General features: G+C 30.7%; 24 protein-coding genes, 1 tRNA gene and 1 pseudogene. 5 read left to right on the top strand and 21 right to left on the bottom strand.

What is annotated here, in order from left to right:
- Nucleotides 1-31: 31 nt before the first annotated feature.
- The 4 genes from cbiB to HUE53_RS12215 are packed head-to-tail and all read right to left on the bottom strand — an operon-like array spanning nt 32 to nt 4,318.
- Nucleotides 32-982 (bottom strand): adenosylcobinamide-phosphate synthase CbiB, encoded by a 951-nt coding sequence (gene cbiB, locus HUE53_RS12230; RefSeq protein WP_014164623.1) that lies wholly within the window; start codon nt 980-982, stop codon nt 32-34.
- Nucleotides 967-1,989, bottom strand: a complete 1,023-nt coding sequence (locus HUE53_RS12225) for a pyridoxal phosphate-dependent aminotransferase (protein WP_192188536.1) — start codon at nt 1,987-1,989, stop codon at nt 967-969. Before HUE53_RS12225 ends, cbiB begins: the two co-directional genes overlap by 16 nt.
- The gene (locus HUE53_RS12220; protein ID WP_014164625.1) at nt 1,986-3,467 is read right to left on the bottom strand and encodes a cobyric acid synthase; all 1,482 of its coding nucleotides are present in this window, start codon (nt 3,465-3,467) and stop codon (nt 1,986-1,988) included. The genes HUE53_RS12225 and HUE53_RS12220 overlap by 4 nt, the downstream gene beginning before the upstream one ends.
- A 5-nt stretch (nt 3,468-3,472) precedes the next feature.
- A complete protein-coding gene (locus HUE53_RS12215; RefSeq protein WP_065213568.1) occupies nt 3,473-4,318 on the bottom strand; it encodes a GHMP family kinase ATP-binding protein in 846 nt (281 codons plus the stop codon).
- A 62-nt stretch (nt 4,319-4,380) separates the two neighbouring features.
- On the opposite strand from HUE53_RS12215, the gene HUE53_RS12210 reads away from it, so the two are divergent.
- The 4 genes from HUE53_RS12210 to HUE53_RS12195 all read left to right on the top strand — a co-directional run bounded on the left by HUE53_RS12210 (nt 4,381) and on the right by HUE53_RS12195 (nt 7,978).
- Nucleotides 4,381-5,727, top strand: coding sequence for a cobyrinate a,c-diamide synthase (locus HUE53_RS12210; protein WP_097609598.1), 1,347 nt, complete (start codon nt 4,381-4,383; stop codon nt 5,725-5,727).
- An 850-nt stretch (nt 5,728-6,577) separates the two neighbouring features.
- Nucleotides 6,578-7,330, top strand: a complete 753-nt coding sequence (locus tag HUE53_RS12205; protein WP_192188535.1) for a hypothetical protein — start codon at nt 6,578-6,580, stop codon at nt 7,328-7,330.
- A 12-nt stretch (nt 7,331-7,342) separates the two neighbouring features.
- Entirely contained in the window at nt 7,343-7,753 is a 411-nt protein-coding gene (locus HUE53_RS12200; RefSeq protein ID WP_192188534.1) for a DUF5675 family protein, read from the top strand.
- 60 nt (nt 7,754-7,813) lie between these two features.
- Entirely contained in the window at nt 7,814-7,978 is a 165-nt protein-coding gene (locus tag HUE53_RS12195; RefSeq protein ID WP_225556149.1) for a hypothetical protein, read from the top strand.
- A gap of 232 nt (nt 7,979-8,210) precedes the next feature.
- On the opposite strand, the gene HUE53_RS12190 is transcribed toward HUE53_RS12195, so the two are convergent.
- Nucleotides 8,211-8,666, bottom strand: coding sequence for a DUF6943 family protein (locus HUE53_RS12190; RefSeq protein WP_225556148.1), 456 nt, complete (start codon nt 8,664-8,666; stop codon nt 8,211-8,213).
- A 747-nt stretch (nt 8,667-9,413) separates the two neighbouring features.
- Here HUE53_RS12190 and HUE53_RS12185 point away from each other — a divergent pair.
- Complete coding sequence (locus HUE53_RS12185; RefSeq protein ID WP_192188532.1) at nt 9,414-9,749, top strand: hypothetical protein; 336 nt, start codon at nt 9,414-9,416, stop codon at nt 9,747-9,749.
- A 375-nt stretch (nt 9,750-10,124) separates the two neighbouring features.
- On the opposite strand, the gene HUE53_RS12180 is transcribed toward HUE53_RS12185, so the two are convergent.
- The 16 genes and pseudogenes from HUE53_RS12180 to HUE53_RS12105 form a co-directional block, all read right to left on the bottom strand.
- Nucleotides 10,125-11,978, bottom strand: coding sequence for a phosphoribosyltransferase-like protein (locus HUE53_RS12180; RefSeq protein WP_065213564.1), 1,854 nt, complete (start codon nt 11,976-11,978; stop codon nt 10,125-10,127).
- An 83-nt stretch (nt 11,979-12,061) separates the two neighbouring features.
- On the bottom strand, nt 12,062-12,505 hold the full coding sequence (locus HUE53_RS12175) for a hypothetical protein (protein ID WP_065213563.1): 444 nt from the start codon (nt 12,503-12,505) through the stop codon (nt 12,062-12,064).
- Nucleotides 12,495-12,887: a helix-turn-helix domain-containing protein gene (locus tag HUE53_RS12170; protein ID WP_065213562.1), complete on the bottom strand. Its 393-nt coding sequence runs from the start codon at nt 12,885-12,887 to the stop codon at nt 12,495-12,497. The genes HUE53_RS12175 and HUE53_RS12170 overlap by 11 nt, the downstream gene beginning before the upstream one ends.
- Before the next feature lie 12 nt (nt 12,888-12,899).
- On the bottom strand, nt 12,900-13,439 hold the full coding sequence (locus HUE53_RS12165) for a hypothetical protein (RefSeq protein ID WP_192188531.1): 540 nt from the start codon (nt 13,437-13,439) through the stop codon (nt 12,900-12,902).
- Between the two features lie 75 nt (nt 13,440-13,514).
- Nucleotides 13,515-14,177, bottom strand: a complete 663-nt coding sequence (locus HUE53_RS12160) for a hypothetical protein (protein WP_065213560.1) — start codon at nt 14,175-14,177, stop codon at nt 13,515-13,517.
- A 20-nt stretch (nt 14,178-14,197) separates the two neighbouring features.
- Nucleotides 14,198-15,616 (bottom strand): hypothetical protein, encoded by a 1,419-nt coding sequence (locus HUE53_RS12155; protein WP_192188530.1) that lies wholly within the window; start codon nt 15,614-15,616, stop codon nt 14,198-14,200.
- Nucleotides 15,617-15,818: 202 nt separating this feature from the next.
- Complete coding sequence (locus HUE53_RS12150; RefSeq protein ID WP_192188529.1) at nt 15,819-16,439, bottom strand: hypothetical protein; 621 nt, start codon at nt 16,437-16,439, stop codon at nt 15,819-15,821.
- A gap of 138 nt (nt 16,440-16,577) precedes the next feature.
- Nucleotides 16,578-17,243 carry a P-loop NTPase family protein gene (locus tag HUE53_RS12145; RefSeq protein ID WP_192188528.1) on the bottom strand — a complete coding sequence of 222 codons (666 nt, stop codon included), beginning with the start codon at nt 17,241-17,243 and terminating at the stop codon, nt 16,578-16,580.
- Nucleotides 17,173-17,979 (bottom strand): transcriptional regulator, encoded by an 807-nt coding sequence (locus tag HUE53_RS12140; RefSeq protein WP_077225217.1) that lies wholly within the window; start codon nt 17,977-17,979, stop codon nt 17,173-17,175. Before HUE53_RS12140 ends, HUE53_RS12145 begins: the two co-directional genes overlap by 71 nt.
- 11 nt (nt 17,980-17,990) lie before the next feature.
- Nucleotides 17,991-18,278 carry a helix-turn-helix domain-containing protein gene (locus HUE53_RS12135; protein ID WP_065213555.1) on the bottom strand — a complete coding sequence of 96 codons (288 nt, stop codon included), beginning with the start codon at nt 18,276-18,278 and terminating at the stop codon, nt 17,991-17,993.
- A gap of 113 nt (nt 18,279-18,391) precedes the next feature.
- Entirely contained in the window at nt 18,392-19,240 is an 849-nt protein-coding gene (locus tag HUE53_RS12130) for an RteC domain-containing protein (protein ID WP_192188527.1), read from the bottom strand.
- Nucleotides 19,241-19,295: 55 nt separating this feature from the next.
- Nucleotides 19,296-19,670, bottom strand: a pseudogene (locus tag HUE53_RS12125) (phosphatase PAP2 family protein); the annotation flags it as partial.
- 156 nt (nt 19,671-19,826) lie between these two features.
- The gene (locus HUE53_RS12120) at nt 19,827-20,420 is read right to left on the bottom strand and encodes a phage integrase SAM-like domain-containing protein (protein ID WP_065213553.1); all 594 of its coding nucleotides are present in this window, start codon (nt 20,418-20,420) and stop codon (nt 19,827-19,829) included.
- 270 nt (nt 20,421-20,690) lie between these two features.
- Nucleotides 20,691-20,778 (bottom strand) — tRNA-Ser (locus tag HUE53_RS12115).
- Nucleotides 20,779-20,869: 91 nt separating this feature from the next.
- Nucleotides 20,870-22,003, bottom strand: coding sequence for a 3,4-dihydroxy-2-butanone-4-phosphate synthase (ribB, locus tag HUE53_RS12110; protein WP_014164659.1), 1,134 nt, complete (start codon nt 22,001-22,003; stop codon nt 20,870-20,872).
- Nucleotides 21,984-23,444, bottom strand: a complete 1,461-nt coding sequence (locus tag HUE53_RS12105; protein ID WP_041253168.1) for an LptF/LptG family permease — start codon at nt 23,442-23,444, stop codon at nt 21,984-21,986. The genes ribB and HUE53_RS12105 overlap by 20 nt, the downstream gene beginning before the upstream one ends.

Here is a 23,444-nt window from a genome sequence, read left to right as displayed (position 1 = left end):
GTTAAAAAAATACTAGTTATAGAAGAAATTATCAAAAATAACCCAAAAACACTATTTTTATTATCAATATCATAACAATTGCCGTTAGAGTAACTAAATGATTTATAAAATATACTTTTTTGAATTCATTATGCTTAATAACACGAGGATTGGTTCCTATAAATGGTTTTTCTACGATCTTTCCGTGGTATTTATTAGGTCCACCGAAACGACAATTCATAATTCCTGCTAAAGCTGATTCTGGATAGCCTGAATTAGGACTTGCATGTTGAGTTCCAAATTTTAATACAAAAGGGAATAAGCTAAGTTTTCCACTAATTAAAACCATTAAAAAAGCAGTTATTCGAGCAGGGATATAATTAGCTACATCATCTAATCGAGCGGCAAATTTTCCAAAATAACAATATTTATCATTCTTATAACCAATCATAGAATCTAAAGTATTTATCATTTTATAAACCATCATAAATGGTAATCCTCCAATAGCATAATAAAAAAGAGGAGCAATTACACCGTCACTCAAATTTTCAGATAATGTTTCAAAAACAGCTATTCGTATTTGATTTTCAGAAAGTGTAGACGTATCTCTTCCTACAATCCATGATAAACGTTTTCTTCCTGCTTCTAATCCTTTTTCTTCTAATGTATCAAATACTTCTCTTCCTTCTTGTAATAGGCTTTTATTAGCTAGACCGTAAAATATAAAAAGACTGGTAAAAAGGATATAAAGGTTAAAATTAATATCTAATAAAATACTTGATAAAAAATAAAAAAATAAAAAAACAGAACTACATAATATTAGAGTAAGAAAAAGCCCCTTTATAAATCGGTAATTTCCCTTATTTAAAAAGGTTTCTCCAAAATAGATTGCGTTTCCAAAAAAACGAATAGGATGTGGTAAGCTTCTTGGATCCCCTAATAATAAATCTAAAAAATAACCTATAAGTAATGGTATTGAAAAAATAATTAAAGAATTGTCCATTGTTGAATAGCATCAATTAAAAGTTCATTTTCTAAAGGTTTTTGTGTTGCCACTCGGAAATATTTTGATGAAAGTCCTCGGAAATTACTAGCATCTCGAATGAGCAACTGATGCTCTTTTAAAAGGTATTCTTTTAGTTCTGGAGCCGTCTTTTTATTTGTTTTGCACAAGAAAAAATTAGTATTTGTTGGGTAAGCTTCTATGTTTTGAATTTCTTGTAAAGCATTAATAAATTGAGTTGTATCTGCTAGTATTTTTTCTATTGGTAATAAAATGTTAGCAGCATTTTTAACGATATATTTTCCTGCTTCAATTGCCATAGTATTTACGGACCAAGGCATTTTAACGGTTTCAATTGCTTGAATGTTTTGTTTTTGACTAATGATATAGCCTAATCGTAAACCTGGAATAGAATAGGTTTTGGTTAATGATTTTACAATGAATAAATTAGAAAAATTATTTATTTCATTAACCATTGAAATGTCAACCAATGTAAAATCTACATAAGCTTCATCAATTATAAATAATGTGTTAGGATTATTTTTTAAAAGAAAATGAAGGTCTTTTTTATGAAAAACCAATCCTGTTGGATTATTAGGATTTCCTAAAAAAACAGCTTCTGTAGAAAAAAGACTGGCTTTGTTTACATCCGACCATTTAATGAAATTTAATGAAATATCATGTACTTGACAAGCGTCATTATATTCTGCAAATGAGGGTATAATAATTGTGGCTGACTTCTTTTGTAAAAAGTGTGCTATTAAGTAAAATGCTTCGGTAGCGCCATTGGTTACTAATATCTGATTGGGTTTTAATTGGTGCCAACTAGCTAATTCTTTTTGCAATGATTCAGCATTTGCTTCGGGATAATGAGCTATTTTATCCCAATACTGAGAAAGATGTTCTTTCAAACCTTTAGGAAATCCTTCATAAAAAACGTTTGAACTAAAATTTGCTTTAATGCTTCCGTTATATAAATAACCGTCATCTCCATGTCCTAAAATCATGCTTCTGTTTCTTTAAGAACTTCATAAATATAGTTAATGTCTATATGCTCTCGTAAGTGTTGGGCTAATAAATCATATTGTTCTTCTTTAAAAGTCTTATGATCAAATGTACTTGCTGCTACTTTTTTATTGGTTTGTAAAAGTAAGTCTTTTATAACAATTTCATTATCCAATATTCCATGAATATAAGTCCCCCAACATTTATCAGATAAATAATAACCATCGCCTGTTTTGTCATCAAAAGTATTTAGAATAGACTCTTTGTTTTCTATTGTAGAAACGCCCATGTGTATTTCATACCCTTTGCATATTTTTTGGTGTTTTTTAAAATAAAATTGTACCTGACGTGTTATTTTTTTTTCTGTAAGAATCGTTTTAACAGGAAGTATTCCTAATCCAGCCATAGTTTCTATAGTTCCTTCAATATGGTTTGGATCTTCTATGGTTTGTCCCATCATTTGATAACCGCCACAAATTCCTATAACTATTTTATTATTTTTGTGTGCTTTTATAATCGCTTCAGCTACTCCATTGTTTTTAATATCAATCAAATCCGAAATGGTGTTTTTACTTCCTGGAATAATTACAATATCTGCTTTTTCTATTTCAGAAGTTTTTTTTGTATAAAATAAATTTATGTTTTTATGTTGTTCTAATACATTAAAATCCGTGTAATTTGATACTCTATTAAGCAAAATAACCGCTATATTTATTTTATTTTCTACTGCTTGGGAGGTTTTTTTTTGAAGACTAACAGAGTCTTCTTCTTCTATATAAATATCTTTCCTATAAGGTACCAATCCTACTACAGGAATACCGCAAAGAGTTTCTATTATTTTTTTACCTTCTTCAAAAAGACGTGAATCGCCACGAAATTTATTAATGATAATTCCTTTTATTAAAGCTTTTTCTTCAGGAGTTAATAAAGCTATACTTCCATAAACACTTGCAAAAACCCCTCCTCTATCTATATCCGCAATTAAAAAAGTAGAAGCATTAGCATATTTTGCCATGCGCATATTGGTTATATCTCGATCTTTTAGGTTTAATTCTGAAATACTTCCTGCTCCTTCAAGTACGATTGGATTGTATTGTTCTGATAATCGGGTATAAGCCGCTTGTGCTTCTTTCAATAATTCCTTTTTATCATTTCCCATAAAATAATCAAAAGCTGATTGGTTCCCCAATGGTTTACCGTTTAAAACAACCTGTGAGCTCTTATCATTAGTAGGTTTTAATAAAACAGGATTCATATCCGTGCTACACGCAATCCCACAAGCTTCTGCCTGAACTGCTTGAGCACGACCTATTTCAAGTCCGTCAGGAGTAGCAAAACTATTGAGTGACATATTTTGTGATTTAAAAGGTGCTGGATTATAACCATCTTGCTTAAAAATACGACAAAATCCAGTATTAATAATACTTTTGCCTACATCAGAGGCGGTACCAACAAACATTATAGGTCTTAATTTTTGCATAGAATTTATTCAATGTAAAGAGTTGTTTTCCAGTGTTTTTCGACTAAACACCTAACTTTAAAATCTATAGATTTTAAACGATAGGGTTCTATGAGTAATCCCATAAATGTACCACTATGTGCCACAAATAAACCACAATTATTTTCTATAGCAAAATCATACAATAAAGTAAAATTTTTTTTAGGCAAAATAGTTTCGTTTATAAGAGCACTTTTTGTAACGCATTCAAAAAATGTTGTATAATCATTATTTTTTGCACTTATTTTAAGAATAGAATACAGATTTTTAAATTCTATCATTTGACTTTCGGAATATTCTCTAGCCTTCGATATTTTAATTGTATCAATATCCACATTTGGATCCGAATCAAAATATAATATGGAATAAGAAATAGGATTTAAATTTTCTAAAATTTCTCCTGACTTTTGATTAAATAATAAAGAATTAAAATCCAGACAAGGATCCGTAGGGTCTATTTGAGAAGCTATTTTATAAAGAAAATGATTTGAAAATTGGGTCTTATATAACTTATTTAAAGTGAGCAAAATCCCTAATATATCAGTAGAACTAGAAGATAACCCTTTGCCTACTTTAAAATTCCTTTTTTGGTTGAAATAAATTTTATCTATAGGAGAAATTCCTTTTTTTTCTATTAATGAATGAAATAACTCCCTTGCTCTATTTGATTTTATATCTAGTTTTGTTTCTTCAGCAATAGAATTTGTACTTGCAATAGTATCTGTTTTAAATAATTTAGAAGATTTATTGCTTACTAAAAATGGTTGATTTTTACCAAAAGCTCCTTGAAGAAGCTCGCCCACTTTAGCATAAGTAGTAATCTGTATTGTCATTTTCTCTTTCTTTATAGAGTTACAAAGATAAAAATTGAGAATTGATTTTTATCTTTGAAATTATGAAACCACAATTTCTTATAGCAGCACCATCTAGTAACTCAGGAAAAACAACTATTACACTTGGTTTACTACGATTATTAAAAAATAACGGATATAAAGTACAACCATTCAAATGCGGTCCTGATTATATTGATACGAAACACCATACAAAAGCTGCGGGGGAGCCAAGTATTAATTTAGATACCTATATGATGAGTGAAAGTCATGTTAAAACTTTATATAAAAAATATAGCCAAGAGGCTGATATATCTATCATAGAAGGTGTAATGGGGCTTTTTGACGGGGCAAATCGTATGCAAGGAAGCAGTGCTGAAATAGCATTATTATTAAACATTCCTATCATTTTAGTTGTCAATGCTAAATCTATGGCTTACAGCGTTGCTCCATTGTTATTTGGGCTTAAAAATTTTAATCCCATGATAAAAATTGCAGGGGTTATCTTTAACTTTGTAAATACAGAGAGCCATTATTCTTTTTTAAAAGAAGCTTGTAATGATGTAGGCATTGAAGCTTTAGGGTATATCCCTTCGAATGCTGATATTACTATTCCTTCACGTCATTTAGGCTTGTTTATATCTCCTGAACAGGACTATGAATTAATAATTGAAAATGCAGCAAAACACTTGGCTAAATCTATTGATATAAATCGTATTTTATCAATTTGTAAAGCCGATATTTCTAGTACTAAAAATCATCCTTTTATTCCAAAAAATACAATCGAATTAAAAACCAAAATCAACCCTTTTTTTAAAGACTATACAATAGCCGTAGCCCATGATAATGCTTTTAATTTTACTTATTTTGAAAATATAAAAGGATTAGAAAATTTAGGCAAAATTATTTATTTCAGCCCTATCACAGATAGCAAAATGCCTAAAGCTGATATTTTGTACTTAGCTGGAGGTTATCCAGAATTGTATTTAAACGATTTAACAAATAATATATCTATGCGTAAATCTATCTTTGATTTTTGCTCTAATGGTGGAAAAGTAATAGCTGAATGTGGTGGAATGATGTATTTAGGTAATCAAATTATTAATTCAGAAGGAATTGCTTATCCAATGGTAGGTTTTTTACCTATAGAAACTTCAATGGAAAAAGCTAAACTTTCTTTAGGATATAGAGAAATAAGGTTAGATAATCAAATAGTTAAAGGACATGAGTTCCACTATTCTAAAATAATCGAGAAGAAGAAGATACCAACTGTTGGTCAAATTTTTAATGCTAAAGGAATAGAAGTGGCAACTCCTATTTATAGATTAAAAAATGTTATGGCATCTTATATTCATTTCTATTGGGGAGATTCTAATCTTGTTGCTGATTTTTTAATTCAAGTGCCTCTTTAGAGGCATCAAAAAAACAAAGGTTTAATGAAATTTGTTTGGTGATCCAAAATTTTAAAATTGTGGGAATATTTGTCAAACAAAAAACCCTAACTCCTTTACTTACAAGGGTTAGGGTTTTAAACCTGCGGAGAAAGAGGGATTTGACTTCCTATTTCAACATATTCTATAACAGCTCGTTACAATTGAATTTTTATTTGGGTAACCGATTTTACCCCCTTTTTAATCGTAAATAATTCATTTCATTTGTGAGTTGTAAATATACTCATTTGCAATGATATAGCAAATTAAAATTCAATAAACATTACTAAAAATTGAACAAGTTATTCAAGTATTTGATTGTCTACATCTTGATTAAAACTTGTTTTTATATTTATTCAATTTTAACCAAAAATCAAGTGAGTTACTTGTTCATATTTTATGCCACTATATGTACAGAACTCTTCAATCGTTAGAAACTCATTTTCGAGCTTATTGAGGTCTTTTTTTATCTTTTGCATCAATCTAGTACTTTGGCGATAACTCTTGCCTGTTATTCGCTGTATGTCCTTCGGATAGATGCATACCCTCTGATTATTCAATTTCATACTTTATCCATACCTTTGATATAGCTATGCTATACTTCTGACGTGCAGAAAATCTTTTGCAATTTAGTTATAATTTTTCATACTTATTTATTGTGTTTTTATGTTCATTTAAGACACTTGTGTCGATTTTGGACATATGGTACACTTGTGACTTTTTATTTAGTCAGATGCTTTGTAAACTTTGCTTTAATCATTCAAAATGTGGTTGCAACTGATTGATAGAATGAAGTAGATTTTAAATGAATGTTTAACAAAATTTTAATGTTATGGCTAGACAAAAAGACATAATTAAATTGAAAGGTACTATCGGCGATATTACCTTTTATAAAACGCAAGATGGTCATTTAGCGAGAGAAAAAGGCGGAATTGACGCGAGCAGAATTGCGAGTGATCCTGCGTTTCAAAGAACTCGTGAGAATGGTTCGGAGTTTGGTAGAGCTGGTAAAGCAGGAAAAATGCTTAGAACAGCTTTGAGACCGCTTTTAATCAATTCTGCTGATGGTAGAATGGTGAGCCGTTTGACACAGGCAATGGTTAAAGTTATTCAAGCAGATACAACTAGTGATAGAGGTTTGCGTAACGTTATTGATGGAGAAGCTGAATTATTATTTGGTTTTGAATTTAATATTCGTGGTAAGCTTGGTACCACTTTGTTTGCTCCGTTTGTGGCAACTATTGACCGAGTAGCTGGTGAAATTACTGTAGATTTGGCATCATTTATTCCTGCGAATATGATTGCGGCTCCAAGTGGAACTACTCACTACAAAATCATTTCTGGAGGAGCTGAAATTGATTTTGAAGCGGAAACGTATGTGGTTGCTACTTCTGAAACGGCAATTTTACCTTGGGATGGAACTGCTACTGCTCCAATCAATCAAGTGAATGCGGTTACTGCTAACTCAACTAAGCCATTATTTTTGGCTTTAGGTGTTGAGTTCTATCAGGAGATAAATGGGCAAATGTATCCTTTGAAAAATGGTGCTTTTAACCCATTACCCATTATCAATTGCGAAAGTTGATAGTGGCGTGTAATGGTTATTTGGTTAACTAGAACTTATTTCCCTGAAGGAACGAATGGTAAACTCGAATGCGAAGGCAAATTGATTTGTAATACAATTGAATTGCCGTGGAAGATGAACGAAACGAAGGTTTCCTGCATTCCGGAAGGGAAATATTTTATTAGAAAGCGATACAGTGCAAAGTATAAATGGCATTTGGAATTGGTGGAAGTACCAAATAGAAAGTTCATTCTGTTTCATCCTGCCAATAATGCTCAAAAGGAATTGCAAGGTTGTATTGCTCCTGTTACTAAACTTTCTGGACCTGGATTAGGTTTGATGTCGAGAAAAGCTTTTACGAAGCTAAAAGCATTTGTTTACAAAGCATTTGTTTACAAAGCATTAGACAACAAAGAAAGTGTTGAATTAATTATCCAATCTTAATTTTAGATTATGAAAAAAATCATTAATAGAGCAAAAGCTCCCACGCCAAAGTTTTTCAGAGTGCTTCGAACTGTTGGGTTGGCATTAGCTGCCGTTGGTGGAACTATTTTAGCTGCTCCAATTGCTTTACCCGCGATTGTAACTACCATTGGTGGTTATGTTGCAGTAGCTGGAGGAGTTTTATCAGCTGCAAGTCAGCTTACTACAACTGATGACAGTAAATAACCCCACATTGATGGAACTGCTGGAGGCACATTTTTAAGTATTGTACCTAATCTTTCCTCTGATGATATTGCCAAAACGGTTATCTTAGCAACTGTTGGAGCTGTGGTCAGTTTTACGATTTCGTTACTGCTTAAAAGCCTAAATAAGAAGCACAAAAAATAAGTTTAGCCCTAGTTGTGGTGACCTTTGGGTTAAACAAAATGAAAGCCAAGTCGTGAGACCTGGCTTTTTTTTATTTACCTATATATCTGTATAAAATTACTCTTCGCATATCATTGATAAGATTTAGATTTTCATGGAAACGTTTTTCGCTTTGTTCCAAAAGCTTTAAAGTTTCGATGTTTTTAACGTGCTCCTTGTGGTCTTTTATCTCTTGGTTAACTTTTATAGAAAATTCTTTTCTAATGTCGTGTAGGTTCAAAAAAGGAATTACTGAACCTCTAAGGAATTGATGCCAGAATTTTGTTTTCCAAAGTGCATAAGCAGTTAAATTGATAGTATCAAAATCAGCTTCGTTTTCAAAAATTATAACAAAACTGTTTGTAAATGGCTCTTTTTGTGGCTTTCCGCTGTTCATCCCTTTGTTAAGTAGGAATAAATGCGGTTTTGTATAGAAAGCTCCTTTTTTGTGGGTTTTAATGATAAATTTTAGCATAACATCGGCTTTAAAAATTAAATTAATTTTCAATTTTTTGCAGTGTTTCTTATGAAATGCAGATGTGCCTCGCTACGCTCCGCCCATCAAAATTTTTCAAAAGAAAAAAAAGAAAAAAAGAAAGCCATTCGTCCAAGTGGAAGGTTTAAAAAAAGCAAGTTTTTCAGAAAAAATACTACCCGATACGTGATTGAATTTGGAAGCGTCTAATCAGAAGTTAAATGTGTTTTGAAACTGTTTGGGTGGAGATTTTTTCTGAAACCCGAAGGGCTTGAACTTGCTTTTTTGAATACCTGGAACTTATCTTTGCTTCCTTTTTTTATTTATTTTTTTTGAAATTTCCAATCATAGTTGTTATGTAATCGGAGTTGAATCGGATGAAGTTATGGTTTACGAGATTTTGAATTGAAATCAGGTCGTCTTCTAAAGGGTATTGAATTTTAAAACAGGATAAATATCCATAGTCAAATCAATAAAAATGCTTTTATCCTGTTTTAAAATTCAATACTCTTTAGTTGGTTTGTTTTTTGAGGATGCCTTGTTCGTCTATTGTAATCCGGATTTGTAAATCAGAAAAATATTTGTTTTGAAAATGGAAAGTATCTTCAAAAAACAATGCATTATACTACCGAGTGCGATGTGGCAGTAGCGCAAGTAAGGGTATCATTTTTTATTTGCTTTTTGGGATGTTTCTGATTGCTTTAGTGGAAAAGCTGATGCCTGAAATTCAGTTGGCAGTCGCAGTGTTCAGTATGCAGCAGATTATCTAAAAAAAACGTTATGGCATTAGCTTTTCCGCTGGAGCAATTACTGCTGATTATCTGGCAAATAAAAAATGATACTCTTACTGGGAATTTTGGTTTTGTGGGTAATAAAATGGCTTTTACCCTAGGCAAATTAACTGAAATTGAAAGCCATTTTATTACTTACAAAAGCAATGCAAATACTACCTATTTAAACGCAAAGTTGATAAAAACAGTTAACGTGTACGTTCTTAAAAGCAATTATAACCGTATAGTTTCCGATGAAATGGTAAACGTTCTTAAAGACAGTGGCGAAGGACGATTTTTTTCTATGCAGGCTGGTGCGAGGAAGCATAGAAAAAAGTTGTCCTAGAGCCACTGGCACGAGCGTTGGGTGAGCGGCTTTTTTACATAATGTTATTATAGTGCATCCGTGATTTTGATTAGTAGCAGGATAGTCTTTATGCACTATAATGCCACATTATGTAAAGAAGCTTTGGGAAAAAAATTACTGGCATGAGTCGCTTTGCGAACGCGTTTTTGTTCCAAAAACCATGACAGTAATTTTTTTTTGAGCGTTGGGAAGGAGTGGCAACTGAAAGCCAAAAACGTCAATTTACCGCTAAACAAAAAGTACGTTCCGTTATTTAGAAATGAAATTAGTGAAATGAAGCAAACAAAGAATTGATGCTAGGAATACTTGGACTAGGAGCAATTTTTGTGCGGATGAATGAGATAATAACTAATTCTATCTTTGCAAAATTTTCTTAAAGTCTTTTAATTTATCTTCAACTTTTTTCTTCAATTCTTCTCCAATTGTTTCAACATATTCATAATTAATTTTAATGAAACCGCTTAATGTTTCCGGTTCTTCGTCGTAATTAATTTCATACTGAATTTCAAAATTCATTTCTTCTAAGTTCATTCTGGTCAATTCAATTTCCTCAATAATATTATCATTATGACCTAAACGACTTTTGTCAATTTTATACACATAATCTGTATCTTCAATAAATGGTTCTTTGGAATTAATTAAACTTAAACTTGGAATTTGAAATGGTTCCAAAGAAGATGTTATAATAGCATATTTTGACGAAGTGCTAAAGTCGTTAATATTTGGAACTTCAGATGAAAATTTAGGTTTTTTTAAATCAAAGAATTCATTCATTAAGATCTGACCGGTATTATAATAAAGTTTAACAGTTGGATTACTTGCTGCTATATTGCCATTATTATTTAAAATTAGATTAATCGATTTATTGCTTGAAAAACGAAAAATATATTCTTCAACTTCAATGAAAAAATCTTCTAAATCCTCATTATATTTATCAACACTTTTCTTATATTTTTCATAATCTTCATAACTTAACTCTTCTTTTAGTTTTTCCGACATATTTCCTAAAAGATTGGCAAAAGTTAATCTATTTGAATTATCTATTTTATTTTCTATATATTCAATCTTTTTCGGGAAAATTAAAGATAATAATTGGTATCTAATATAGTCTCTGGAAGGTATTTGTAATGTAATTGATTGCACTATTCCCTCATTAATTAATATACCAAAATTTATTTTAGGTTTTCGATTATTACTTGAGGAGTTCACCCAACTTTCGATAGCTTCCAATTTCATAAAATCAAGTTTTTCACCTGACTTGATGATTTTCTTTTGTTCTTGTGTTTCAGGAAATAGTGGGAACCATGGTTTGTTTTTATAAAATCCAAATTTCCAAAATATTGGAATTAATGATTTAGGAACATTATAATAGAAAACAGTCAATTTACCCAAGTTGCCGTAACCTAATACTCTGCTGTATACAGTTTCAGTAGACCATTTTTTATCTTCGTATAAAAATGTTGAAATTTCTTTTATGAATTTTTTTGAAAATTTTTCTTCCTCCTCACTATGCATGATATTTGATCCGTATTCAAGATAATTATCATAATCAACTTTACCTACATGGATTTTTATATCTAAGGAAAAATCCTTTCTAATTTTATCAATAATTTCATTGCTTTTTTCAGATAGTTGTATAGCATAACAAATTCTAATTGGAATTTGTTTTATTATTTCATATTGTTTTGGTGTGATTGGGTTTTTAAAAAATTCTGATTTATCTTTTCCTTTTATAAGTTCAGTAAAAAAGTCATATAATTGTGTCCCAGAAGTGATATTATCATCAAACAATATAATTACAGAAGTTTCATTTTCTTCGATATACTTTCCAAGTGAATTGATGTCTACAATTGAATTTAAAGTGTTCTCTTCGCTATCAAACAATTGTTTTAATAATTGATAACATACTACAGCACTGCTGTCTTGAATACCTCCTAAAGAAGATATCAAAGGTTTTTCTAATAACTCAGGCTCTATTTTTTCATAAGCTTTTTTTAGCAAATGTGTAATCTTCGAACTATCTAAAAATTGTAAATTACTTAATAATCGAATAATTATTTCAATTTGTTGAGAATTTTCGAATTGTGTTAAAAAATATATTACTCTATTTAAATCAATATTTACGACCTGATAAGAATTAATTTTATTTGTAATTTCATTTAAAATTGATAGACTGTCAATTATTAATTGCTTTGATTTAATATCCATAGGTTTCAGTTTTATTGTAAAAAAATGTCCCAAAAATTTATAAAATTTGGGACAAACTATATATCTAATTTTAAAATCAATTATTATTCTATCAACTTATTTGGATTGATAACAGGCAATATAAAATTACTTAAAGCTGTACCTTGAAAACGTGTCATTAATATTCCTCTTGAGGTTGAATATGTAATTGCAGCTAAAGCATTTCCTAAAGCAGGACTTATAGTAACTGTATTGTCTTCTTCTAATTTGGTTAATTCTTCAATGTTATCCACATGAAAAACATAGACAAAACTGAACGCTCCAATTGCTTCTTCACCATCTTGTTTTTCACTTTTGGTTTCAACATTTACTGAAAAATCAGCTTTAATTAATTTATCTGGAATATTAAAGCCTAATTCAAAGTTTACATTGAAATTGTGACCTTGAACTTTTTCTTCCTCAAAATCGAATGGACTATTAATTTGTCCTTTTATGATTTTAAAATCAACAATTTCAATTTTTTCAGGTTGTAATAAATTAGCTGACATTGGCTAATGCTGTTTTATTGTTTGATTTTGATTTTTTCCATGCGCTGGTATATGTTACATCTGTATTTATAGCATTGTTTCTGTAGAGTGTTACATATCCAGTTGTTCCCATTGGCTTTCTTTGTGGAACATTAATAATAGGTTCCCCAAGTTCTGCTTCAAGTTTGGCTAAAGAACGTAACGTAAAGTTATGTTCTCCTACCAACCATTTGTTAACTTCGGAAGGTCTTTTTTCTAGCTTATCTGCTAAATCTTTTTGGCTAAATCCTTTTGCTTTTAACAACTGATTTACTCGAACCACGATATCAGCATATAATCTCGCGAAGATTTTTGTTTCTTCCGGTGTTTCTGCTAAAATTCTTTGTGCTACTTTGCTTCTCATTGTTTTGGATTTTTAGAGGATGATTTCATCTGAACCATCATAATTAGTAAGTTTTCTATGTTTTTCATTTACAATTATTGTTCCATCTTGTAAAGCTTCATTAATTCGTTTTGCGAATTCACATGCTGCTCTCCATTCTAAATGCAATGAACTTGTTTGATTTGTTGGACCATCTTTGATACCTCCATTGAAAAATATAACTATGTTGTTTGTGATTTTTAAGGCGTATAATCTTAATGGAAATTCTGGAAAGTGGTAAGTAATATTTTCGATTGTTCTTTTACCTTGGACAGGTAATCCCTTAACTTCGTTTTCATCTCTATTGAATAATTCATCTATTGCTCCGTGATCATTACCAATTGATAACAATACAAAAGACAACAATTCTTGATTTGCTTCTTTATATTCTGCTATTGCATCATATTTTTCAAAGAATAAATCAGTTTCATTTGTCTCGACATCATCATATTTTACGGTGTAAAAAGTGCATTTAGCAGCTTCATCATCCCATATTTCTAGAGCAAATATATTCACTTTATTATTAGTTTGCAAACAAAAATACACTTTTAAGTGTATTTTGTGATTATTTAATATACTATTTAGTTTGTTTTTTCAAATGTAAGAATACTATTTGTTACTTAAAAACGATTCTTTCATTTCTAACTTCAATTCTAAAAGGTCTTCAATCTTAAAAATTTCAGCATAATCTTTCATGCTACCAATTTGAATTTTTACTGGCTCTATTTTGTCATTTTCTACATAAAATCGGAATTCTTTTTGGTATTCAAATTCGAGAGGTTTTTCAAACAGCGTTATTTCTCTACAAACTTCTTCTTTATCGTAGTATTCTACAAAACCATGACTGAATTTTAAATTATTCTTTTTTAGTTCATTTTCTATTTTATTGAAAAAAAGAGGTAAATCTTTAATCATTACTCCATGTGTTCCAAAATGCAAATTTCTTTCATCAAACTTAAAATCTAATGGATTTGGAAATCCTTTTGAAGATATTGCATATAAAGAATAAATATTGCCCAAAACTTCTTTGTAGCTTTCTTTTAAATGGACTTTTATATAATTAAATTCTCTGTCAATTCCTGTTATTTTGAAAGTGCCCGGCAAAGAATTAATTACTCTTGAAACTCCTTCGTATTTATCGCCTCTCAATTCTTCATCTTCTACTTTTCGAAAATATTCAATTGTATTCATGTAGATTGTTCCATTCTCGAATAAATCAAGAATGTTTTCCTCGCTGCCTAATTTTAAGAATAGTTTTATTGTGTGTTCCATTTTTGAAATTACGATTTAATTTAATTTTTCTCAATTGGATAAAAATACATTTGAAACCAACCATTTAATCTTTTAATTATAATTTGACCAATATTGGTTTCCCAAGTTCGACCTAACCAATCATCAATACTATTAATTTCACCTTCTTCATAATAGGATTTTCCATTTATATCTGAACCTAATTTATCTGCAAATAACTTTAGCATTGCTTCAATTTCACGTTGACTAATAATATAGCTTCTTGAAGGATTTTCTTTCCCCAAAATAAACAAAGCATCATTTGTCTTTGAATTTGGAATTAATATTTTATTGAAGAAATTAAAAAAATACTGATTTGTAAAATTTACCCAACCAAAACTTTCTCCACTTTCATATTTTTGTTCTTGAAAATTTTCTATCCTTTTCAATTCTTCATTTATACTTATAAAGTGGTCATCAAAACTTTTTACATTAAGAAATAAGTTATAATATTGAATGAACTCACTTGGCTTTACAACAATGGTATAAATCCCTAGCTTTTGAAATACTGCTTTTGCTTTGTGATAATTTTTATCATCATTAGTAATGTAAAATTCGCATCTTGATGCAAATGCAGCGTGAGAGGCATCTTCGGTTGTATTCTTAAAGGTATTTTTTTCCTTGTCAGTGACTTTTACTTTGTCAGCTTTAAAACCATGCATATCTAACTTAACATACTCATTAGTAATATCGTTAAACCATTCTGGAGCATTTTTAGTTTTATCAAAATATTGATCAACATCAAAATTTTCTATTCCTGTTTTCTTATAAGCATTATCAATAATTTCAAAAGGGTTTTTATTTTCGTTGAAATGTCCACTATTCACTCCAATTTGTTGAACCATATTTCTTAAATCTTTGTAGTCTTCCGTTTCATTCATATTGTGAAACATTTGACCAAAACTATTAAAGAAACCATTCATTGTTTGGTCTTCTTTTAATCCTGGAAACATTTTGTTCAGCATTGCTGCACTTTCAGGGTTTTCAAAAGCTTCTTTAAATGCAATGTCTAATGGTATTGAAGAAATCATATTTTTCATGGAATTTACTAATCCAAACATTGGATCATTCTCTTCAACGAAACTAAATAAACTATCGAGACTAAAATTTTGAAACATCGGTGCTTCACTAATCCTATCATCAAGTAATTCACCTGGTTCATAATTGCTTAAAGTAACTTCTTTAGAATTATTTACTAAACATAAATTATCAGTCAAAAATGTAATATAATCTAAATCTTCTCTAATTAATCTTTGCTCTTCTTCACTATGATTTTTTATACTTGCAAAAATATCTCCAATATGAGAAGTTGAATATAATAACAAAAACTTTTCCCTATTTAAAATTATATCATTTAGTTCTTGGAAATGATTGTTTTTCATTCCTGACATTACATTCCAATCTAAATAAACTTTTATCATTTTTTAATAAGTTTAAGAATTAGCAAATTACAAAATAATCCCTAATGATTTGTTTTGATGTAATTTGACTTATTAACCGAGTTGTCAATTTATTTTTGCAGAAATTGCTATATTTCATTTGCGATTTACTACAGATTGTGTAGTGTTTTGCGAACAAAATATTAGTTAAGTTTTGGCAGTAAATGAGATTTATTGCCGAAACTTAATTACGCATTTCAATGTCGATATTTGATTTTAGATTATATAATTCGATTTGGTTTTCATTATCTCCTTCTAATTGTCCAATCTCAATAAATGCGATATCATTGGCAAAGAACTTTTCACCTATTAGATGTTCGATATGAACGTAAACTACTTCTCGAAGTCTTGGGTTGTCTTTGTGGACGATGTAGTTTTTGAGTAATACTTTTATTCCTAAATTGGTTGGTTTGTTTGGGTTTTCTAATGGGATGAAATACATTTCGCTTATGCGTAATGTGATACCGTAATATTCTAGTGGTTTGTCTGTACCGTTTTCGTATTTGGTTAGGTTGGTTTCGGGTTGGAGGAATGTGGTTATTTTCCAACGTTCTACAACTGGTGCATGATGGACTAGTAATTCTACTTCTTTGAAAAGGTAAGGGTTTCCGTTTGCGGTGATGATTAATTCTGCACCGTTTGTTTTGTTCTTGATGATGAGGTCTAGGTCTTTGTTGTATTGATGAAGTATCTCGATTAGTTTTTCGAAATGGATTTTTAGTTCGTCTTTTGAGATTTCGTTTAGGAGTAGGAAAACGAAGTTGTTTTGTTGGAAGTAGTTCCAAAAGTTGGTTATTGTTTTCATGTTGTTTTTTGTTGTTGGAACGCGGATGAAACGGATGCTTTGCAACGCGGATTTATGCGGATTTATATCTTTGAAAGGTTCTCGATACATTCTAATAAAATAGCTAGTCGCAATTTTATTAGAACACTCGAACTGACGTTAGCGTTTATCTAATGTTGATTTATCATAGGCAATTAGATTTACCATCTCTCGTAATCTGGAGCGAACTCGATTGCCGTAATGGGTTTCTATTTCTGTGGCTGAGAGGTTTGTGGTAATGTGGGTTTGAAGTTTTTTTGAAATGAATAAATCGTATCGGCTTAATAGAATTTCTGCCATTACATTGCATTCGTTACCAAAATATTTTAGGTTGTTTTCTGTTCCTAAATCGTCAAAGCAATAGGTTCTTGGTTCTGATTGGTATAGTTTGCCATTGCTGTATTTGTGGATTATTTGGTAGCCGTCCTGGATGAATTCAAAACTGATATCTCGACACGGTTTTACGAAAAACTTATGTTCTGTTGCTGTTAGGTATTTCATTAAATTCATCAACGATGTTTTTCCGCAGCCAATAGGTCCGGTTAATAAAATGCCCTTGTTGAGGTTTATACCGTATCGAAAACATGTTGGTTCGTCTTTTAGGAAATAGGCAATGAGTTTGTAAACTATTGGATAATCGGTTTCAAGGATTTTGAAATGATTGCCGTATAGTTCAATTCCTTTGTTTTCTAACCAAATGATAACCTCATCATAGCTATAATGGCTCTGAATAGTCTTTGTCGGTTGTTGTGTTGAGTTGTTTTGCTCTGTTGGGTTGTTCTGCATTTGAAATGAATTTAGGTGCGTTAATCATCCAATTTTGTGCTGCCGCTTGCCAATCGACCATTGGTGTTTTGCCACCGACTAACCAACCGACACTTTTGAAGTAATTGAAGAATTTTTGAGCTTCTTGTTCTGGAAAGTTATTTTCTTGGAAATAGGTTTTGACTTCTTCAATTGATGGTTGTAACTTTTCTTCTTTTTCTTCAGTTTCGTTTTTTAAATCGGAATTATTTATTTCTTCAAAATTTTTTGAATGCTTTTCCAAGTTTGAAACGTTTTTATCGTTTAAAATGTTTGTATTGTTTATATAGTTTATAGAAGGTACTACTGCTTGTTCAGTACCTGTTTCACTACTAGTACAAGACTTGTTCAAAGCTTGTTCAGAAACAAGTTCAATAAGTGGTTCATTTTTTGGTTTTCTTTCGGATTTTGGCAGCGGTTTTAAATCTTCCGAAAAGTTGAATAAAATAACATGACTTCCTTTGAATGGATTGTAAGATGGTTCGTAATTGATGTAACCCAAACTATGCAAGCTCTTCAGACATTTATGATAAGTGGCTTTAGAACTGATTTTGCTTATTCGCATTACCTCATCGCGATTGATACTGATAGGATTTTTGAAGCGGTTGCAGTTCCAAAATTGGAATAAAGAAATGTACAAGCTTACATGTGTTGGATTTAGCGTTTTATCAATGGCTACTTTCTCAAAGAAACCAGTGAGATGTTTTATGTAATTCATTTGGATTTTAATTATTTAAACAGAGTAAGCAAAGCGTTTACCTTGTTTCCATTTAATAATTTATCAATATCTGAATTGTCATAATACATAATACCGCCTATTTTGGTATAGGTCAATGTTCCGTTGATGCGGAGATTTTGTAAAGTACCTGGAGAAATGTTTAATAGTTTACGGACTTCATTGGATTTGAGCCACTGTTTGGATTGTTGCGGTTTGGATTGAATGATTTCTTTTAAATCGTTCAAAAGAAGTGAACGGAATTCGTTTAAGTCTTCGATTGTAATAATTTGTACTGCCATAACTGATGTTTTAGATTGTTACGGTACAAATTTGTAGTATTTGAATAGTTTTAAATCACAAGTCAATCACAAGTTGTGAATGATTTTTATTCAAAGTATTGTATTTGTTGAAGTTATAGGAGGTCGTCTGTATTTTCCATACGTTTCACTAATTTTTCTTTAAGTGAGTTCAGGAATTTAGTTTGGTCTGATTTACGCATTCTAATTTCAAGGAAAGCACGATGGTATTGACCCAAATCGATATTGAAGATGTTTTCAAAATACTCAGCCACATCTTTCAAATCTGATGCTCCATTATTGAACACACCTTCGGTATGTAAAGCATATAAAAGCTCTATTAAAGCGACTTTAGAGCCTGTCCAAGTTTGTTTTACCTTGGGATTGCCTTGTGATTTTTCTTTTGGTTCTCTATTTTCCATCATTAGTAGTTTATCTTCTAAATACACTTGTATTAAATCGTGTGCCATAATTTTAGCCACTTTGAAATCATGAGATCTAGAAAAACTATGGTCAACCTCAAAATAAAAACTGTCTAAAGCTAATTTAATATCAAATTTCCCTCTTGTAAAATACTTGTGGTCAAGGTAATTACTTCCTGTTCGATAATATTTATAAAAATCTAAATTATTGTCAAAGTATCTTTTTAGCTTATCCAATTCATTATTTAAATATTTCTTTAAAATGCGTTCTCCACCATGTGGTTTCTTTGTTTCAATTTTAAAAATTGCATTGTAATAAATTAATTTTGAAGTAAATCGAGGTTTAATGTTTTTAAAGAAATCAATTTCCTCTGATACAGATTTAAAATTATTTTTTTGAATAGCTTTTTTTAGATTTGTTATAGAAATTAAAATTATTTCAATAGCTTTTTCGCATTTATTGATTGGGTTGTCTATTTCTAAATCAATAAAATTGATTTGTTCATTAAGGTTAGTTAGTAACAAGTTTATTTTCGAATTCAATTTTGAATATTTTTTTTGAATAAAAGTTGAGAAATAGAATATAAATTGAAATAATTTAAAACGTTTTTATGAAACCAACACCCAATTGTTTGCCGTTGTAAAAAGGAGCCATAGCTGACATACTATTTTTTTCCTTGGATTTGAATATTTTTTCCTGTATCCATGGATTTATCCAATAGGCAACTTTTGTGCTTAAAATTCCAATTCCAGCACCAGCGACTACATCGGTTAGCCAATGTTTGTCGTTGTAAATCCTAAATGCTCCTGTACCAGTAGCTATAATGTATCCCGAAATACCATACCAAATGGAAACATCTTTGTATTCTTGCCATAGGAATTCTGCTCCTGCAAATGCTGTAGCTGTATGTCCGGATGGGAAAGAGTTGAATGCGGAACCGTCTGGGCGTTCTACTTTTGTAATACCATTTAAACTTTGAATTTTCTTTTTAAAAATAGTACCTCTACAAAAGCAACAAAAATTAGTGTTGGTTCTCGATGCGTTTCGCGCTCGAACGAACGATGATTTCAATTATATACTCAACCGTCCGTTCGAGTTGTTTTAAAATGAAAAAACAGATCGAGAATTTTACTTTTTAATCCAGTATATTTTAAGTTTAAATGGTATAACTGCTATATTATTAGCGCAGTTTCTAACGCTTCTTAGCCAGAATTCGTAATCGGTTATAAAAGCGTGATCAATCTTTGTAATATCAATATCTGAAACATTGTATTTCCATTGCATGAATTCTATAGTATGTTTGAGTGAAGTAGTGTAGCGTTCTAATGTTCCTGGAGCGTATTCTTTTCCAACAAGCTCTTTAATTTTATTGTTATGGTCTTGGAAGATGGGAACGAGCATTCTTGCTCTTTCATCAACTCCTAATAGTTTGCTCTTAATTGTTTCGGTAGTTACAATTATTTTTTTATGGATTAATTCCATTTCAGCATCTCTTATTTGACTTTTCAGTAAATCAAGATGGTTATTTATTGAACGAGCTTCTTCTGAACTACCTTTCATTTTACCTGCTTCTGTGGACCATTTCGATATTTCTACAAATCGGTTTGTGCTTAACTCGATACGCTTTCCGTTGATTGTAATTCTAGTGTAGATAGGAACTAAACCATTTGCAGCTGCTTTCGCTTTCTTTGCATAAAAGAGAATTGATACTTTTGTTTTCATTGTGGTGACCTTTTTAGTTGTTATTAAATTTAACTTCAATATGACTATTCCACAAGATGTACAGTTTTTAAACTGGTTGTTGAACTGGCTGTAAAGCCTTGTGAATACTAGTCTGAAATAAAAATCGGTTACCCAAAATTTGGATTGTTTAGGGTAACCGATTTTATCCCTTTAGGTTCACTAATGAATGAATAATTTGATATGTGATAAAAAGAAAAAAACCTTAAAATCATACGATTTTAAGGTTTTTAATTCAATTTGTATTTCTACTGGCGGAGAAAGAGGGATTCGAACCCCCGGACCTGTTACAGTCAACAGTTTTCAAGACTGCCGCATTCGACCACTCTGCCATTTCTCCAGTATCTACCGCACTACTTCCGTAACGCGAGTGCAAATATAAGATAGTTTTTTATTTCTCCAAATTTTTATTTTAAAAAATTAGGCTTTTTTTAATAATTTACATACTCTACTATTTCCAATCCATAACCTATCATTCCAACACGTTTTCCTCCTTCTGTATTAGAGACTAGACGGATTTTTGTAATATCTATGTCATGAAGAATTTGAGCCCCTATCCCATAATCCTTACTATCTATTACTATCTTAGGTGCTTTCATTTCTCCTTGTTGTTGTAATTCTTTTAATTCTGTAATACGATTTAAGAGACTTATTGTTTGCATGTCCTGATTAATAAAAATAACGGCTCCTTTTCCTTGTTCGTTAATAACCCTAAACATATCATCTAATTGTTTATCAACATTATTGGTTAAAGTTCCTAATAAGTCATTATTTACTTGAGATGAATTAATTCTTGTTAAAACGGCTTCACCAGAATTCCAGTTTCCTTTTGTTAAAGCAATATGGATTTGTTTATTTGTAGTTTGTTCATAAGCTCTTAAACGAAAAACACCAAATCGAGTTTGTATATCAAAATCTTCTTTTTTTACAATCAAGCTGTCATGCTGCATTCTATAAGCTACTAAGTCTTCTATGGAAACTAATTTTAGATCAAATTTTTGAGCAACTTCAACTAGTTGAGGCAATCTAGCCATTGTACCATCTTCATTCATGATTTCTACAATAACTCCAGCGGGTTTTAAACCTGCCAAACGAGCAAAATCTATAGCTGCTTCTGTATGCCCTGTACGACGCAAAACACCTCCTTTTTTTGCTATTAAAGGAAAAATATGCCCTGGACGTGCCAAATCAAAAGGTTTGGTATCAGAATTAACTAATGCTTGAATCGTTTTAGCCCTATCAGAAGCTGATATTCCTGTAGTAACACCATGCCCTTTTAAATCAACGGAAACAGTAAAAGCTGTTTCCATGTGATCGGTATTATTCGTTACCATCGGATTTAATCCTAGTTCTTTGCAACGCGTTTCTGTAAGTGGTGCACAAATAAGTCCTCTTCCGTAGGTAGCCATAAAATTTACCATTTCAGGTGTTATTTTTTCAGCGGCAGCTAGAAAATCTCCTTCGTTTTCTCTATCCTCGTCATCAACTACAATTATTACTTTTCCTTGACGGATATCTTCTATTGCTTCTTCAATGGTATTTAATTTAATGGTTTGTGTCTCCATTTTTGTTTTTTTTGAGTTGTGTTAGTTTTGTATATATATTCTTAAATGGTTCTGTGATAAAGTCAAAATTAACATCACCATTATCATTTATTGCTTTCCTAGTCAAATAAATTGCTAAAGGAGTTAATACTATAGATGCTAAAAAAGCTCCTAAAAAAACAGGAATTTGAGATTCTTGTGCCATTTTTTTACTAAATGTATTCATGAAATGAAACGAAATAAAGATGAGCATAGCAAATACAATTGGCAATCCTAATCCTCCTTTTCGGATAATAGCTCCTAAGGGGGCTCCTATAAAAAACATGAGTATACAAGCATAACTAAAAGTAAACTTTTCAAAAATAGCATTCAGATATCCATTAATTTCTTTTTCCTTAGCTAACATGGCAAATTCATACATTTCTAAATTACTTTTAGAACTTATTAAGTCGCTTTCTGCAACGTTCAAAACATTAATCTTAGATGGTTTATCCTTAAGAATACTTAACAAATCTGTCTTTTTTGTATTCTTAATCTTTACTGTATCTACATTGTAATTATTAGTAATTCCAAGACGTTGATAAGTATTATCGGCAAGTACAATGAGTTCTTTATTGTAATTAGCTTTTAAAGAGTCTGCTGTATATTTTAAATCATTAATTTTTAGCATTGCATCTGAATTTTTTAATTCATCTTTTAATGCTTCACTTGTGTTTAATTTAGATAAATCAATATTGATTGTATATTTTTCAAAAAAAACTTTTACAAAGGGTAATTTCTGACGTTGTTCGTAATTTACAGGGCTAACATCCTCATAGTAATAACCGTCTTTTAATACTAACTGCAACAAATCACTAGTCTCTGAAGATAACAAAAGGCCTTCTTTTGATTTTATTACTGTTTTTGCTCCTTCTCCTGTATTTGATTTTTTATGTATGGTAACTCCTTTTAATTTTTCTCCTTTTTCTCCTGTCTTTTTTTCAACTTTTATATTAAATTCTCCTATATCACAAAACTGTCCTTCAGCAATAGCTAATGCGGGTTTTACTTGTGCTAAATTTCTCCTAAAATTGGTAAATTTATATTCTGAATATGGTATAATATTATTGGCAAAAAAGAAAGCAGTGATGCTTAAGCCAAAAATAAATACTAACAAAATTTTTAAGCTTCTAAAGAAAGAAACGCCTGCTGATTTCATAGCTGCAAATTCATAATGCTCTGCTAAATCTCCAAATGTCATGATGGAGGCCAATAGTACCGTCAAAGGAATTACCATTGGCATTAGTTTTGGGGTTGCAAAAATCAAAAACTTGATGATCATAAAAAAATCAAGGTCTTTTCCTGCTAATTCAGATATAAATAACCAAACTGTTTGCAAAATGAATATAAAAAACAAGATTACAAATACTGAAGTAAATGTAATCAAGAAGGACTTAAGTAGATATCGGTCTAGGATTTTCAT

This window comes from Flavobacterium columnare, assembly GCF_014844295.1.
GTDB classification, from domain to species: Bacteria; Bacteroidota; Bacteroidia; order Flavobacteriales; family Flavobacteriaceae; genus Flavobacterium; species Flavobacterium columnare.
Note: the sequence above shows the minus strand (reverse complement) of the source record. Positions and strands in the feature narration are given on the sequence as shown.